Source organism: Streptomyces sp. NBC_01381 (assembly GCF_026340305.1).
GTDB lineage: Bacteria > Actinomycetota > Actinomycetes > Streptomycetales > Streptomycetaceae > Streptomyces.
Genome location: NZ_JAPEPI010000001.1, coordinates 926,683 through 941,370 on the forward strand (window position 1 = coordinate 926,683; position 14,688 = coordinate 941,370).

At 69.6% G+C, this 14,688-nt stretch carries 18 protein-coding genes and 1 tRNA gene; 5 read left to right on the forward strand and 14 right to left on the reverse strand.

The window, feature by feature from the left end; genetic code table 11:
- Positions 1–68: 68 nt before the first annotated feature.
- From OG453_RS04435 to OG453_RS04470, 8 genes are all read right to left on the reverse strand, one after another.
- Positions 69–929, reverse strand: a complete 861-nt coding sequence (locus OG453_RS04435) for an RNA polymerase sigma factor SigF (protein WP_266864693.1) — start codon at positions 927–929, stop codon at positions 69–71.
- A gap of 244 nt (positions 930–1,173) precedes the next feature.
- Complete coding sequence (locus OG453_RS04440; RefSeq protein WP_266864695.1) at positions 1,174–2,055, reverse strand: RNA polymerase sigma factor SigF; 882 nt, start codon at positions 2,053–2,055, stop codon at positions 1,174–1,176.
- Positions 2,056–2,253: 198 nt separating this feature from the next.
- On the reverse strand, positions 2,254–2,547 hold the full coding sequence (locus tag OG453_RS04445; RefSeq protein WP_266864697.1) for a Dabb family protein: 294 nt from the start codon (positions 2,545–2,547) through the stop codon (positions 2,254–2,256).
- A gap of 32 nt (positions 2,548–2,579) precedes the next feature.
- Positions 2,580–2,759 (reverse strand): hypothetical protein, encoded by a 180-nt coding sequence (locus OG453_RS04450; protein WP_135331551.1) that lies wholly within the window; start codon positions 2,757–2,759, stop codon positions 2,580–2,582.
- Positions 2,760–3,146: 387 nt separating this feature from the next.
- A tRNA-Ser gene (locus tag OG453_RS04455) sits at positions 3,147–3,231 on the reverse strand.
- 48 nt (positions 3,232–3,279) lie between these two features.
- Complete coding sequence (tadA, locus tag OG453_RS04460) at positions 3,280–3,711, reverse strand: tRNA adenosine(34) deaminase TadA (protein WP_266869705.1); 432 nt, start codon at positions 3,709–3,711, stop codon at positions 3,280–3,282.
- A 66-nt stretch (positions 3,712–3,777) separates the two neighbouring features.
- On the reverse strand, positions 3,778–4,350 hold the full coding sequence (locus OG453_RS04465) for a hypothetical protein (RefSeq protein ID WP_266869706.1): 573 nt from the start codon (positions 4,348–4,350) through the stop codon (positions 3,778–3,780).
- Positions 4,351–4,551: 201 nt separating this feature from the next.
- Positions 4,552–4,764 (reverse strand): hypothetical protein, encoded by a 213-nt coding sequence (locus OG453_RS04470; protein WP_266864701.1) that lies wholly within the window; start codon positions 4,762–4,764, stop codon positions 4,552–4,554.
- Between the two features lie 120 nt (positions 4,765–4,884).
- Here OG453_RS04470 and upp point away from each other — a divergent pair, with 120 nt between their 5' ends.
- Positions 4,885–5,520, forward strand: a complete 636-nt coding sequence (gene upp, locus OG453_RS04475) for a uracil phosphoribosyltransferase (protein ID WP_160505979.1) — start codon at positions 4,885–4,887, stop codon at positions 5,518–5,520.
- Positions 5,521–5,539: 19 nt separating this feature from the next.
- Here upp and OG453_RS04480 read toward each other — a convergent pair whose 3' ends face one another.
- Positions 5,540–6,187, reverse strand: a complete 648-nt coding sequence (locus tag OG453_RS04480; protein WP_266864705.1) for a LytR C-terminal domain-containing protein — start codon at positions 6,185–6,187, stop codon at positions 5,540–5,542.
- A 112-nt stretch (positions 6,188–6,299) separates the two neighbouring features.
- Positions 6,300–6,596, reverse strand: coding sequence for a type II toxin-antitoxin system VapB family antitoxin (locus tag OG453_RS04485; protein WP_003955420.1), 297 nt, complete (start codon positions 6,594–6,596; stop codon positions 6,300–6,302).
- A gap of 138 nt (positions 6,597–6,734) precedes the next feature.
- Between OG453_RS04485 and OG453_RS04490 the strand changes: the two genes are divergently transcribed.
- Complete coding sequence (locus tag OG453_RS04490) at positions 6,735–8,354, forward strand: helicase HerA-like domain-containing protein (protein ID WP_266869707.1); 1,620 nt, start codon at positions 6,735–6,737, stop codon at positions 8,352–8,354.
- 152 nt (positions 8,355–8,506) lie between these two features.
- Here the strand turns inward: OG453_RS04490 and OG453_RS04495 are convergent, their stop codons facing one another.
- The 3 genes from OG453_RS04495 to OG453_RS04505 all read right to left on the reverse strand — a co-directional run bounded on the left by OG453_RS04495 (position 8,507) and on the right by OG453_RS04505 (position 10,700).
- A complete protein-coding gene (locus OG453_RS04495) occupies positions 8,507–9,091 on the reverse strand; it encodes an HhH-GPD-type base excision DNA repair protein (protein ID WP_266864707.1) in 585 nt (194 codons plus the stop codon).
- Positions 9,092–9,223: 132 nt separating this feature from the next.
- A complete protein-coding gene (locus OG453_RS04500) occupies positions 9,224–10,423 on the reverse strand; it encodes a flotillin family protein (RefSeq protein ID WP_266864709.1) in 1,200 nt (399 codons plus the stop codon).
- 13 nt (positions 10,424–10,436) lie between these two features.
- Positions 10,437–10,700, reverse strand: coding sequence for a hypothetical protein (locus tag OG453_RS04505; protein ID WP_266869708.1), 264 nt, complete (start codon positions 10,698–10,700; stop codon positions 10,437–10,439).
- 95 nt (positions 10,701–10,795) lie between these two features.
- On the opposite strand from OG453_RS04505, the gene OG453_RS04510 reads away from it, so the two are divergent.
- Positions 10,796–11,329, forward strand: a complete 534-nt coding sequence (locus OG453_RS04510; RefSeq protein ID WP_266864711.1) for a GNAT family N-acetyltransferase — start codon at positions 10,796–10,798, stop codon at positions 11,327–11,329.
- Here the strand turns inward: OG453_RS04510 and OG453_RS04515 are convergent.
- On the reverse strand, positions 11,293–12,216 hold the full coding sequence (locus OG453_RS04515) for a LysR family transcriptional regulator (RefSeq protein ID WP_266864713.1): 924 nt from the start codon (positions 12,214–12,216) through the stop codon (positions 11,293–11,295). The genes OG453_RS04510 and OG453_RS04515 overlap by 37 nt on opposite strands.
- Positions 12,217–12,340: 124 nt before the next feature.
- On the opposite strand from OG453_RS04515, the gene OG453_RS04520 reads away from it, so the two are divergent.
- Together OG453_RS04520 and OG453_RS04525 are read left to right on the forward strand one after the other, a co-directional pair.
- On the forward strand, positions 12,341–12,820 hold the full coding sequence (locus OG453_RS04520; protein ID WP_266864715.1) for a cupin domain-containing protein: 480 nt from the start codon (positions 12,341–12,343) through the stop codon (positions 12,818–12,820).
- 206 nt (positions 12,821–13,026) lie between these two features.
- The gene (locus tag OG453_RS04525) at positions 13,027–14,406 is read left to right on the forward strand and encodes an FAD-binding oxidoreductase (protein WP_266864717.1); all 1,380 of its coding nucleotides are present in this window, start codon (positions 13,027–13,029) and stop codon (positions 14,404–14,406) included.
- Positions 14,407–14,688 lie beyond the last annotated feature (282 nt).

Genomic DNA, 14,688 nt, shown 5'->3' on the forward strand with positions numbered 1-14,688 from the left:
AACACCGGCCACCCCGCGGCGAATTGACCACCGGCGACAACCGGTGACCACTGGCGATCACCGGCGACTCAGTCGGAGATCAGCCCTTCCCGAAGCTGCGAGAGAGTCCGGGTCAGCAGCCGGGACACATGCATCTGCGAGATGCCGACCTCCTCGCCGATCTGCGACTGCGTCATGTTCGCGAAGAAGCGCAGCATGATGATGCGGCGCTCGCGCGGCGGCAGCTTGGCGAGCAGCGGCTTGAGGGACTCGCGGTACTCGACGCCTTCCAGGGCGCTGTCCTCGTAGCCGAGGCGGTCCGCGAGGGAGCCCTCGCCGCCGTCGTCCTCGGGGGCCGGGGAGTCGAGCGAGGACGCCGTGTAGGCGTTCCCCACCGCGAGGCCGTCGACCACGTCCTCCTCGGAGACGCCGAGCGCCTTGGCGAGCTCGGGCACCGTCGGGGAGCGGTCGAGCCGCTGGGCCAGCTCGTCGCTGGTCTTGGTCAGCGCGAGCCGCAGCTCCTGGAGGCGGCGCGGGACGCGCACCGACCAACTCGTGTCGCGGAAGAAGCGCTTGATCTCACCGACGACGGTCGGCATCGCGAACGTCGGGAATTCCACGCCGCGTTCGCAGTCGAAGCGGTCGATCGCCTTGATCAGACCGATCGTGCCGACCTGGACGATGTCCTCCATCGGTTCGTTGCGGCTGCGGAAGCGCGCCGCCGCGTACCGGACGAGAGGGAGGTTCAGCTCGATGAGCGTGTCGCGTACGTAGACGCGCTCCGGGCTGTCTTTGTCGAGTGCGGCGAGCCGCAGGAAAAGGGAGCGGGACAGGGTGCGGGTGTCGATGGCTCCAGAAGCCGTTGTCACGGCTTCGGCTGGAAGCGCGTCGGGCGCGGTTTCGCTCTTCGTGAGCGTGAGCACCTTCGAGCTGCCCTGGTCTGCGGACATGCCACCCCCTTGAGGTCGCGGACGGTCACGGCGGACGCTCCCGTCGGAGGAACGCAGCCTCCACCTGAATACCGGACGCGGGGCTGCGGCAAACGCGGTTCCAGCAGAATGTCACATGTCGGCAACACGCTGTAGTTACATGTCGACAAAGAAGAGTGACATCACCGCAGGAGAGAGGGGGTGCGGGGGATGTGGACGCGAAGGAGTGTCGAGAGGCGCGCGAGGCGCGATCCACTCGATCCGGTTACGCCTCGATCCGGTTTGCGGATCGCAGTCGCGCGAAGCTTCTGGCCAGCAGTCTTGACACATGCATCTGGGAAACGCCCAACTCCGCGCTGATCTGTGACTGCGTCAGATTGCTGTAGTAGCGCAGCAGAAGGATCCGCTGTTCGCGCTCGGGCAGTTGGACGAGGAGATGGCGGACGAGGTCGCGGTGTTCGACACCGTCGAGCGCCGGGTCCTCGTAGCCGAGCCGGTCGAGCAGACCGGGCGGGCCGTCGCCCTCCTGGGCCGCCTCCAACGACGTTGCGTGGTACGAGCGTCCGGCCTCGATGCAGGCCAGGACCTCCTCCTCGCTGATCCGAAGGCGATCGGCGATCTCCCCGGTCGTGGGCGAGCGCCCGAAGGCCGTGGTGAGATCCTCGGTCGCCCCGGTCACCTGCACCCACAGCTCGTGAAGGCGGCGCGGGACGTGGATCGTTCGTACGTTGTCGCGGAAGTACCGCTTGATCTCGCCGACCACGGTGGGCATCGCGAACGTCGGGAACTGCACGCCGCGCTCGGGGTCGAAGCGGTCGATGGCGTTGATCAGGCCGATCGTGCCGACCTGGACGACGTCCTCCATCGGCTCGTTGCGGCTGCGGAAGCGGGCCGCCGCGTACCGCACCAGCGGCAGATTCGCCTCGATGAGGGCGCCGCGCACCCGGCCGTGCTCGGGGCTGCCCGGTACGAGCACCTTGAGCTCGGCGAAGAGCACCTGCGTCAGGGCCCGGGTGTCGGCGCCTCGGGTGCTCGGGGTGCTCGGGGTGCTCGGGGTGCTCGGAGCGCTCGGGGTGCTCGGAGCGCTCGCTTGGGGCGTCACGGGTGGTGCTTCAGGCGCAGTACTGGCCGGCACGGTCAACGCCACCCCTTCTCGGTCAAGCCCAGTCGAGCTCAGTCAGGATCAGCCGACCTCGTTCAACCTATCCGTCAAAAGCGGTCATAGCATCACAAGACATGTGCACTGTGTGCAAGCACCCGATAACTACGTGTTGAGGGCAAGTTGGGGCTTAAGACGCAGAAAAGCCCCTCACCGTTCCGGTGAGAGGCTCTTTTGGCTGACGGCTCAGAATTCGTAGTCCGCGATCACCCACGTGGCGAACTCCCGCCACAGGGCGACGCCCGCCTGATGGGCCGGGTGCTCGATGTACCGCTTCAGCGCATCGGTGTCCTCGACCGCCGAGTTGATGGCGAAGTCGTACGCGATGGGCCGGTCGGTGATGTTCCAGTCGCACTCCCAGAACGTCAGCTCCGGGATCTGCTCGCCGAGCGCGCGGAAGGCCTTGACTCCCTCGACGACGCGCGGCTCGTCGCGCTGTACACCGTCGTTGAGCTTGAAGAGGACCAGATGGCGGATCATGCGGGACTCCTGGGAAGGCGGGGACGCGCCGCTCAGTCCTTGCCGCCGTTGGCGACCCACGTCATGAAGTCGCCGATGCTCTGAGCGGCACTCGAGACCGCCTCGAAGCCTATCTGCACGTAGTCGGCGGCCTTGGCCGGGTCAGTGATGATCACGTACAGGATGAAGACGACGACCGCGAAGAGCCCGACCTTTTTCCACTGCACCGCCACGCTCTTCGGCCTCCCCTTACGCGCGTCCCGTGTGACCCCTGTGACGGGCGAGAGTCTAACCCGGCGTGTCCTCACAGGGCTTTTAAGGACCAACGGCCCCATGGCACAGGCCCTTTGCCGGACTCCCCCCGGTACCGGGGGGAGCAGGATGGGTGATGTGCCCCAGCGGATCTGGCAGGAATCCGCGGGGCACGGGACTGGCCCCACTGCGGGGTCACGCGCCGTCGGCTTCCCCCCGGATGACGGCGCTGACTTGAGGGTTCCAGTCCTCATCGGGGGGAGCGGCTTGTCCCCCCGATGCCGCTTCCCCCGGCCTGACTTTCACGGCACATTCACCATGAACGACGAAGGGCCCCGTCCAGTGGACGGGGCCCTTCGTGTTGAGAGCGGTAGCGGAGGGATTTGAACCCTCGGTGAGTTTCCCCACACTCGCTTTCGAGGCGAGCTCCTTCGGCCGCTCGGACACGCTACCGAGAGGAACTCTAGCCCAAAGGTGCCTGTGGTCTGAAATCCGTTTGGCTCAGCGTGTGCGGAAGAAGCGGGTGAGAAGCCCCGCAGCTTCCTCGGCGAGGACCCCGTGGATCACCTCGGGCCGGTGGTTGAGCCTTCGATCGCGTACGACGTCCCAGAGCGAGCCCGCGGCGCCCGCCTTCTCGTCACGCGCTCCGTAGACGACCCGGTCGACGCGCGACTGCACGAGCGCGCCCGCGCACATGGTGCAGGGCTCCAGGGTCACGACGAGCGTGCAGCCGGTCAGCCGCCACTCGCCCAGCGTCTCGGCCGCCCGGCGGATGGCGAGCACCTCCGCGTGCGCCGTGGGGTCGCCGGTCGCCTCGCGTTCGTTGTGGCCCGTCGCGAGCACCGTCGTGCCGTCCGGGGACAGCACGACGGCGCCGACGGGCACGTCGCCGCCCCGGACGGCCAGTTCGGCCTCGGCCAGGGCGAGCCGCATGGGCGCCCGCCAGCGGTCGCGTACGGGGTCGGGTGTCTGGTCGGTCTGGTCGGTCACACCGGGAACCTAGCGGACGGTCTCCAGCACCTCCGCCGCCCCGAGGATCTCGGCGATGTCGTTGAGCGCGTCACCGGCCTCCAGAGCGAGCAGCTCCTTCTCCGGTACGCCGAGGTCGGTCAGGAGCTCCGTGTCGCCGAGCGGCCCCGCGGGCACGGCGTCGCCGCCGGAGCCCTCGGCGTCGTCATCGTCGCCGTCGGATCCCGCGCCGGCCTCGGACGCGGCGGGTTCGCCGTCCTCCGTGCCGTCGAGGTCGAGGGCGTCCAGGTCGACGTCCGGATCGTCGGCGCCCGGCTCACGGCCGAGCATCTCGTCGGTGAGCAGGATCTCTCCGTACGAACTGCGGGCGGCCGCGGCCGCGTCCGAGACGTAGATACGAGGGTCCTCCTCACCGTCCACGCGGACGACGCCGAACCACGCGTCTTCCTGTTCGATGAAAACGAGCACTGTGTCGTCGTCGTATTCGGCCGTGGCTTCACGGGCCAGGTCGGCCAGATCCGCCAGGGTCTCCACATCGTCGAGCTCCGTGTCGCTCGCTTCCCACCCGTCTTCGGTGCGCGCGAGCAGTGCGGCGAAGTACACCGTGACTCTCCCACTGGTCATAGACAGTGCCGGTTGACGGTTTGGGTGTCCCCCCGGCGAGTTCGGGGAGCGGGGGAGTGGTTCAAGCCCCGCCCACTCGGAATCGTGGCAGAAACCACGGCCTAAGGAGAGGTCTTCCGCCCGCTGTGTCCGCGTCGCGTTTCACGGACGGCTCCCCGTTGCCTGCCTGAGAGGTGGTCGCTACCAGCGGAACGTGCGCATACGCATCTGCTGACGCATCCGTGCCGCCCGGGCGCGGCGCGGCTTCACACGGTCACGCAGTTCGCGCGCCTCGGCCAGTTCGCTGAGGAACTGGGCGCGCCGGCGCCGGCGCTCGGCCTCGGTGTCGAGGTCGCTCTCGTGGGCGCCGCGCGGCGCCGCGTCGGCCGCGCGCTCCGGCTCTTGCTCCGCCATAGGCCACACCACCCCAGGTCGTACGTCCACTTTCCCCCGGATGGCGGGTTTGATGCCACCGCGAGGCAGTCGGAGCGCGAGGGAGTCCGGGCGGTCCGGGGCGCGGTTACTGTTGAGGGCATGCGGATCCACGTCGTCGACCACCCGCTGGTGGCGCACAAACTCACCACGCTGCGCGACAAGCGCACCGACTCCCCGACCTTCCGGCGCCTCGCCGACGAGCTGGTCACCCTGCTCGCGTACGAGGCCACCAGGGACGTGCGCACCGAGCAGGTCGACATCGAGACCCCGGTCACGCCGACGACGGGCGTCAAGCTGTCCCACCCGCGCCCCCTGGTCGTGCCGATCCTGCGCGCGGGGCTCGGCATGCTGGACGGCATGGTGCGGCTGCTTCCGACCGCCGAGGTGGGCTTCCTCGGGATGATCCGCGACGAGGAGACGCTGCAGGCGTCGACGTACGCGACGCGGATGCCGGAGGACCTCTCGGGCCGCCAGGTCTATGTCCTCGACCCGATGCTGGCCACCGGCGGCACGCTCGTCGCGGCCATCCAGGAGCTGATCAAGCGCGGTGCGGACGATGTGACCGCCGTGGTGCTCCTGGCCGCGCCGGAGGGCGTCGAGGTCATGGAGCGCGAGCTCGCGGGCACGCCGGTGACGGTCGTGACGGCGTCGGTCGACGAGCGGCTCAACGAGAACGGGTACATCGTGCCGGGGCTCGGCGACGCCGGGGACCGGATGTACGGGACCGCGGAGTAGCGCTCAGTAGTCGTAGCGCTCAGCAGTTCTTCTTGCCGCTGGACGTCGAGGGCGTCGGCTTGGGCTTGGCGAGTACCGCCAGGGCCTTGTCGGCGTCCTCTTTCTTTGCCAAATCCTTGAACTGCGTGCCCAGGATGAGGTCGACCTCGCCGCTCTTGCGGGCGTCCGTGCGCTGCTCGGTGCCGGCGAGCTGGGTGCCGAGTACGGGGATCGCGGTGTCCGTGGCGGCCTTGGCGCCGAGCAGTATCCCGGTGCCCTTGACCTTCTTGTCGAACTCCTTCGTCGCGTTGCCCACCTTGCCGATGGCGAAGCCGCGCTTCTTCAGCTCGGCCGCGGTGTTCTTGGCGAGGCCGCCGCGGGGCGTGGCGTTGAAGACGTTGACCTTGATCTGGCCCGGTTTGGGCAGCGGCTTCGGCGCGGGTGCCTTGGCCGAGGGGGCCGCCTTGGGGTCGCAGCCGGCTCGCGGGCCCGCGGCGGTGGCCTTGTCGCCGCCCGTGAAGACGTCGATGAGCTGCAGGGTTCCCCAGCCGACCAGACCGGCGGCGACGACGGACGCGACGACCGCGAGCACGATCCTGCGGGGGCCGCGGTTCCGGCGCATACGCGGATATTTGGCCCCCGTGATGCGGTACTTGCCGCCCATGCCGGGGGGAGTGAGCATGCTCATGGGCGCAGCGTAGTGCGGTAACGCCGTGATGCCTACTAAATGATCATTGCCTCGGGCGCAGTCCAACCCGAAAGGGCCAATAGGGGACTGCCGCGGGCCCCGGCCCTGGGGCTCAGCCCAGTTCGAGGACGCGGGCGTGCAGCACCTGGCGCTGCTGGAGCGCCGCGCGGACCGCGCGGTGCAGCCCGTCTTCCAGGTAGAGGTCGCCCTGCCACTTCACCACGTGCGCGAAGAGGTCGCCGTAGAACGTCGAGTCCTCCGCGAGGAGCGTCTCGAGGTCCAGCTGGCCCTTGGTCGTCACGAGCTGATCGAGGCGGACCGGGCGCGGTGCGACGTCCGCCCACTGCCGGGTGCTTTCCCGGCCGTGGTCGGGGTACGGCCGGCCGTTTCCGATGCGCTTGAAGATCACACGGAAAGCCTACCGGTCAAGGCTCTCCGGGCGCAGCCATGGAGACGGAGTGCGACGCTGGGAAAAACCGCAGGAAACCGGCGCAAACCGGGAACACTCAAGCCGGGAACAGGGGCCGAAGTGAGCGACAGCAAGCCGATGCCGTCCACGACGGGGGTCACAAACCCCTCTAACGTGTCTTCGCCTGTCACGGGGGTGACGGCCGGAACGGGGGCTTCCGGTGAGGCTTCCGGCGGGGCGTCCGGCGGGGCGTCCGGCGGGGCTTCGGGCGGCGCTCTGGCTCAGGAAGCGCTGGAGATCGTCTCCGGGTACGCCTTCGCCGGGCCCGCGCTCGATCTGGGCGCGCTCCTGTGGGACGGGCAGTGCCTGGCCGACGCGCAGATCCGTATCCCGCTGTCGATGCTCAACCGGCACGGGCTCGTCGCTGGCGCCACCGGCACCGGCAAGACCAAGACCCTCCAGCTCATCGCCGAGCAGCTGGCCGCGCAGGGCGTTCCGGTGTTCCTCGCCGACATCAAGGGCGACGTGTCGGGGATCTCGGCGCCCGGCGAGGGCGGCGGGAAGGTCGCCGAGCGGGCGCGGGAAGTGGGGCAGACGTGGGAGGCGACGGCCTTTCCGAGCGAGTTCTACGCGCTCGGCGGGATCGGCGCCGGCATCCCGGTGCGCTCCACGATCACGAGCTTCGGTCCAGTGCTCCTGTCGAAGGTGCTCCAGCTCAACCGGACCCAGGAGCAGTCGCTCGGGCTGATCTTCCACTACGCCGACCAGAAGGGCCTCGAACTCGTCGATCTGAAGGATCTGCGGGCCGTGGTCACCTTCCTGACCTCTGACGAGGGCAAGCCGGAGCTGAAGGGCATCGGCGGCCTTTCGACGGTGACGGCCGGGGTCATCCTCCGGGCGCTGACCGCGTTCGAGGCGCAGGGCATGGGCGAGTTCTTCGGGGAGCCGGAGTTCGACACGAGCGAGTTCCTGCGGGTGGCGGAGGACGGGCGCGGCATCGTGTCGGTCCTCGAACTGCCCGCCGTACAGGACAAGCCGCAGCTGTTCTCGACGTTCCTGATGTGGCTTCTCGCCGATCTCTACAACGACCTGCCGGAAGTGGGCGACGTCGAGAAGCCGAAGCTCGTCTTCTTCTTCGACGAGGCGCATCTGCTGTTCAACGGGGCCTCCAAGGCGTTCCTGGAGTCGATCACCCAGACGGTGCGGCTGATCCGGTCGAAGGGGGTGGGCGTCTTCTTCGTCACCCAGACCCCGAAGGACGTGCCCGGCGATGTCCTCGCCCAGCTGGGCAATCGCGTCCAGCACGCGCTGCGGGCGTTCACGCCGGACGACCAGAAGGCGTTGAAGGCGACGGTGCGGACGTTCCCGAATTCGGCGTACGACCTTGAGGAGACGCTGACTTCGATGGGGACGGGAGAGGCGGTGATCACCGTGATGAGCGAGAAGGGCGCGCCCACGCCGGTGGCGGTGACGCGGCTGCGGGCGCCGGAGTCGTTGATGGGTCCGGTGGCCGCGGAGACGCTGGCGGCGGCGGTGAAAGGGTCTTCGCTGTACGGGCGGTATGCGGAGGCGGTGGACCGGGAGTCGGCGTTCGAGCGGTTGGCTGCGAGGCCGGCGAAGAAGGAGTCCGGGGGCGGGGGTGTAGTGGGCCAGGTCGCCGGAAGCGGGATGTTCAAGTCCCTGGCGCGATCGCTGGGGACACAGCTCGGCAGAGAAATCTCCCGCTCACTCTTCGGCACGGCGAAACGCCGGCGCTGATCCGGGCGTGGACGCCTTTTGTCCGATGTGCCTTTGTGCGCCGCGCCCCCTCGTCCCGCCCACCCACCCGACCGATCACCCTGCGGGGCAATCGGGTGGGTGGGCGGGAAAGGCTTCTTCGTGGAGGCGAGGCCGCAGGGTGCCGGACCGCGTTACTTGCCGGAGGCCTTCGCCGCGGCCTTGAGCTGCTGCTTGTGGGTGCGGACCTTCTGGAGGGACTCCGGGCCCGTGATGTCCGCGACCGAGCGGTACGCGTCCGCCTCGCCGTAGGCGCCCGCCGCCTCCCGCCAGCCGGCAGGACGTACGCCCAACTGCTTGCCCAGCAGGGCGAGGAAGATCTGTGCCTTCTGCTTCCCGAAGCCGGGGAGTTCGTTCAGGCGCTTGAGGAGGTCCTTGCCGTTCGCGGCGCCCTCCCACACGGCGGTGGCCTCACCGTCGTAGTGATCCACCAGGTACTGGCACAGCTGCTGGATCCGCTTGGCCATCGACCCGGGATAGCGATGCACCGCAGGCTTGGCGGAGAGCAGCTCGGCGAACGCCTCGGGGTCGTACGCCGCGATCTCGTGCGCGTCCAGATCATCGGCACCGAGCCGCTGCGCGATCGTGTACGGGCCCGAGAACGCCCACTCCATGGGCACCTGCTGGTCGAGCAGCATGCCGACGAGCGCCGCCAGCGGACTGCGCCCGAGCAGCTCGTCCGCGTCCGGCTGCTGGGCAAGGTGAAGGGTCACGTCCATGAGCCGATGATCTCCCGCGGACGATGGCTCCGCACGCCGGCTCCCGCTGCGGCCCGCCGCCAGCTGCGTGATCGATCCCCCGGCGATCCCCCGGCGATCCCCCGGCGGCGGGCCGCTGCTGTGCGGGGCGCGCTACTCGATCTCGACCGGGCCCTCGCTCTTGCCGCCGCCGTCCGCGTCCTGGCGCTGCGCGGGCGCACCCAAGTACCGCTTGAGGTCCACGGATTCAGCCGAGCCCGTGCCCGTCCCCGCCGGCGTCCCCAAGTTGTTCCGTACCGATTCCAGGATCGTCAGGCCCTGGCCGACGAGCCCGGCCGCGATCTCGCCGAGGCCGTCAGCCCCGTTCAGTACGTTGACGTTGGCGCCGGAGAGGCCCGTCGCCGCCTCCTTCACGATCAGCGGCAGCTGGTCGATCAGCATCCGGTCGAGCGCGACACGGTCGTACGACGCCGCCGCCTCCGCCTGGATCTTCATCCGCTCGGCCTCGGCGAGGGCAAGGACCCTGATGCGCTCGGCGTCCGCCTCCGCGGGCTTGACCACCTCGGCCACCAGCTGCTGCTGGCGCAACTGGGCGGCGCGCTCGGCCAGTTCGGTCCGGGCGTCGAGCACCTCCTGCTGGGCGTGCGCCTCCGCGAGGGGGCCCGCCTGGGCGGCCTTGGCCTGGGCGCGCTCGACCTCGGCGGAGTACTCGGCCTGCACGATCGCGGTCTGCCGCGCGTACTCGGCCTGGTTCCGCGCCGCCTCCTGCTCGGCCTCGGACGAGGCCTGGGTGGCCTGCGCCTGGGCGATCAGGGCCTGGCGCTGGATGGCGGCCTTGTGCGGGGCGGACATCGCATCGATGTAGCCGGTGTCGCCGTCGTCGATCGACTGGATCTGCAGCGAGTCCACATGCAGACCGATCTTCGCCATCTCCGACTTCGAGGTGTCCAGGACCTCGATGGCCAGCTTCTGCCGCTCCGTGACGATCTCCTCGACGGTCATGGAGCCGATGATGGAGCGGAGATGACCGGCGAAGATACGCCCGGTCAGGACGGACATCTGCCCCTGGTCGGAGAGGAAGCGCTGCCCCGCGTTGACGATGCTCTCCGTGTCGTTGCCGACCTTGAACGCGATGACGGCGCGCACGCTGAGGGCGATGCCCTGCCGGGTCACGCAGTTCTCGACTACCTCCGCCTCGCACATCGACAGGGTCAGGAAGCGGGTCTTGCGGAAGACGGGCAGCACGAACTTGCCATGCCCTGTCACCACACGGAACGGGGCGCCCCCGAGACCTCGCCTGCCACCCGAGATCAGCATCGCCTGGTCAGGGGCGGGAACGCGGTAACCGAACATGGATCGACTCTCCTCAACCTGCGTCGCCGGCACCGTCGCCGGTCAACGCGTCCAACGGGTCCAATGGATCAGCCCACTTGATGACATCGACCTGACGGCTGCCCCGCGACTCGATCACGAGCACGGCGGCGCCGTGCGGCAGCGGCTCGTCGGACCAGGCGAGAAACGTCTCGGAACCCCCGCGGATCCGCACCAGGACCTCGCCGGGCCCCGCGGATCCGCGGGTGCCGATGACGAGTTCACCGGTACAACCGATCACAGCCTCATCCGGCGCCACCATTTCGCGGCCGCCTCCCCCATGTCATGCAGGCTCTGTTCGCCTCAGACTTTACGCGCCCGGTGTGCCTGCGGCCCATGTGCTTGCATACGTCGATGAGTCCCGCCCAAGACCTTCGCATCCGTTCCCGTCACGCGTCCGACCTCGACGCCTGTGTGCGGGCCCTCGCCCAGGTGCACGCGCTCGACGGCTACCCGACCGACTGGCCGGAGCGGCCCGCCGACTGGCTGGCCACGCCCGGCCCCGTCGGGGCCTGGGTCGCCGAGCTCGACGGGCGGATCGCCGGGCACATCGTGCTCAGCCCCGGCGCGCCGGACGACGTGGCGCCCGCGCTGTGGGGCAAGCGCGCGAGCGGGGAGGCGACTGCCGTGGTCAGCAGGCTCTTCGTCGCACCGGATGCCCGTGGGCACGGCATCGGGGCGCGGCTCCTGGAGCGCGTGGTGGCGGAGGCCGGGGAGCTGGGGCTCCATCCGGTCCTGGACGTCGTCGCGTCCGACACCTCGGCGACAGCGCTCTACGAACGTACGGGCTGGCGCTTTCTCGGTACGGGTGAGCAGTGCTGGGGCCCGCAGCGGTGGGTCACGGTGCGGTGTTACGCGGCACCGGCTCCTGCCCCGTCCCCCAGCTGAGCCACCGCGTCCCGCAGCGCGCCGACAAGACCCCGCAGCGCGGGACTGTCCGGCGCACCGCCGCGCACCGCCGCGTAGATCGAGCGGATCGGCACCGGGTTGTGGACCGGGCGTACGACCACGCCGGAGTGGTGGGCGTCCAGGCCCAGTTGGGGGACGAGGCTGACGCCGAGACCGGCGGCGACGAAGCCCTGCGCCGTGGCGTAGTCGCCGCTCTCCACCACGAAGTCCGGGCTGTAGCCGGCCGCGCCGCAGGCTTCGAGGATCGGGTCGAGGCAGGGGCCCGGCGATTCGCTGGCGACCCACGGCTCCTCGGCGAGGTCCGTCAGTTCGAGCAGCGGCTTGGCGGCCAGGCGGTGTCCCGCGGGCAGCACCGCGTGGTACCGGTCGTCCAGGAGATGGATGAACCGCACGCCGTCCACGTCGAGTTGGCCGCCGGGACGGACCACGAGCGCGATGTCGGCCTGCCGGCCTTGCACATCCGGCATCGGGTCGTCCGGGTCGGACAGCTTCAACTCGACCTTCACCCGCGGCTGTTCGCGCCGCAGCGCGGCGATCGCGGGCGCCACAAGGGCCGTGCCCGCCGTGGTGAAGTACCGCATCGAGACCCGCCCCGTCCGCCCGGCCCGCAGCTCGGCGAGGGCGGTCTCCGCCTCGGCGACGTGCTTGCCGATCGCCACCGCGTACTCGGTGAGCAGCCGCCCGGCGTCCGTCGGCCGCACCCCGCGTCCGGTCCGCTCCAGGAGGGCGATGCCCGCCTCCTTCTCCAGGGCGGCCATCTGCTGGCTGACCGCGGAGGGCGTGTACCCGAGGTTCCGTGCGGCGGCGGTGACGGAGCCACTGGTGACCACCGCCCTGAGCACCTGCATGCGCCGGATATCAAGCATGTAGCCCAGCTTAATCCTGCCCCGGAACGATTTCGTACAACTAACGAGATCGATGCCCCGGCGCTGGATAGGGTCGGCGCCGGGTGCCACACAACTGCCCGTGTCACGAACGAAGGAGCGGAAGATGTCCTATCCGGAGCCGCGCTACCTCGGCGAAAAGGGCGAAGTCAACGCGGTGTTCAGGTCGGCCGACCAGGAGCCCGAACTGGTCGGCGCCGGCGGCAACCGCACGCACTACCTCGCGACGCACGCCTCGACCGGCGGCGAATTCGGCCTCTACAAGGTGGACTTGGGCCCCAGGTCCCCCGGCCCGAGCACCCACTTCCACAAGTCGATCTCGGAGTCCTTCTTCATCCTGTCCGGCCATGTGCAGCTCTACGACGGCGACCGCTGGGTCACCGCGGGAGCCGGCGACTTCCTCTATGTGCCGGTCGGCGGGCTGCACGCCTTCAAGAACGACAGCGACGACCCCGCCTCCATGATCATGCTCTTCTCGCCGGGCGCCCCGCGCGAGGAGTACTTCGAGAAGGTGGCGGAGATGGCCCAGAAGGGCGGCGAGGAATTCGGCGAGTTCCTCGTCAAGCACGACAGCTTCTTCGTCTAGGTATTCGTCTGGGCAAGTGAGAGCCGTCTCGGAATGAGAGCCGCCCTGCCCGTCCTGGTGCGGCCCGCCCAAATTGCGGGCCCCGTCGGCCGGCGGGATGCTGGAGAGGTCAGCTCTGCGGCTGACGGGGGGCGCCAGGACGCCGGCGCACGAGCTCGGGTGGGGCAGCGGTCCGCGTATCGGCGTATCGGCAAGGAGCGACCGTCATGGACGGCACCACCCTCGACGACATGAGAAACGCTCTGCGCGGCCCGGTGATCGGCCCGCAGGACTCCGCGTACGACGACGCCCGCAAGATCTACAACGCGATGATCGACAGGTATCCGGCCGCCATCGTGCGCTGCTCGGATGCGGCGGACGTGATGGCCGCCGTCGACTTCCTCCGCGAACGGGACCTGGAGCTCGCAGTCCGGGGCGGCGGCCACAGCGGCGCGGGGCTCTGCGAGGTCGACGACGCCGTCACCATCGACCTGTCGCCGATGCGCTGGGCCCGCGTCGACCCCGTCGCGCGGACGGCCCGCGTCGGCGGCGGCAGCCAGCTCGGCGACCTGGACCACGCCGCGCACGCGTTCGGCCTCGCCACCCCCACCGGAATCATGTCGACGACGGGCGTCGGCGGCCTCACCCTCGGCGGCGGCCACGGCCACCTCACCCGCAAGTACGGCCTGACGATCGACAACCTCATCGCCGCGGACGTCGTGCTCGCCGACGGCAGCTTCGTCGTCGCGAGCGAGTCGCAGCACCCCGACCTGTTCTGGGCCCTGCGCGGCGGCGGCGGGAACTTCGGCATCGTCACGTCGTTCCGCTTCCGCCTGCACCCGGTGGGCGACGTGGTCGTGGCGGTGACCCTGTGGCCGGCCGACCAGACCCGCGAGGTCCTGCGCTGGTACCGCGATTTCCTTCCCCAGGCGCCGGAGGACCTGAACGGCTTCTTCGCCGCACTCGCCGTCCCGCCCGCCCCGCCGTTCCCGGAGGAGATCCACGGCCACCGGATGTGCGGCGTCGTGTGGTGCTGGCTCGGCGACCCGGAGGACGCCGACGACGCCCTCGCCGCCGTGCACGAACCGGGAAAGCCGATCTTCCACTTCACGGCGCCGATGCCGTACCCGGCGCTGCAGAGCATGTTCGACGAGCTGATCCCCACCGGCCTGCAGTGGTACTGGCGCGGCGACTTCTTCGACCGGATCACCGACGGCGCCGTCGACGTGCACGCCAAGTACGCCGAGAACCTCCCCACCGACCTGTCGACCATGCACCTCTATCCCGTCGACGGAGCCGCCGCCCGCGTCGACGAGGAGGACACCGCGTGGGCGTACCGCGACGCGGTCTGGTCCGGAATCATCGGCGGCGTCGACCCCGACCCGGCGAACGCGGAGACGATCAGACAGTGGTGCGTCGACTACTGGGAAGAGCTGCACCCGCACTCGATGGGCGGCGCCTACGTGAACTTCATCGGCGACGGCGAGGGCCAGGACCGCGTGAAGGCCACCTACCGCGACCACTACGCCCGCCTCACGGGCATCAAGAACGCCTACGACCCGGCCAACTTCTTCCACGCCAACCAGAACATCGAGCCGGACCGGTGACGAGCCTGACGCCCGAGGACTGCGCGGTCGTCATCGGGCGCCCGGCAGCAACCATTCGCCAAGCGCTCATCACCTCGACTCCCGTACACGGGAGTTGGCGACCAGGAAGAGCGACAAGCGGTGGAGTCGCTCACACGGGCTGCCAACGCTGCCAACGATGAATTCGGACCCGAAGGACGCACGATGCGGACATGAACCGCCGGCTCACGCCTGCGCTGCCTCACGGAGCGAGGCGATGGTCTGGTCCCCGGCACGCCGGAGCGCACCGGGAGGGTGACGCTC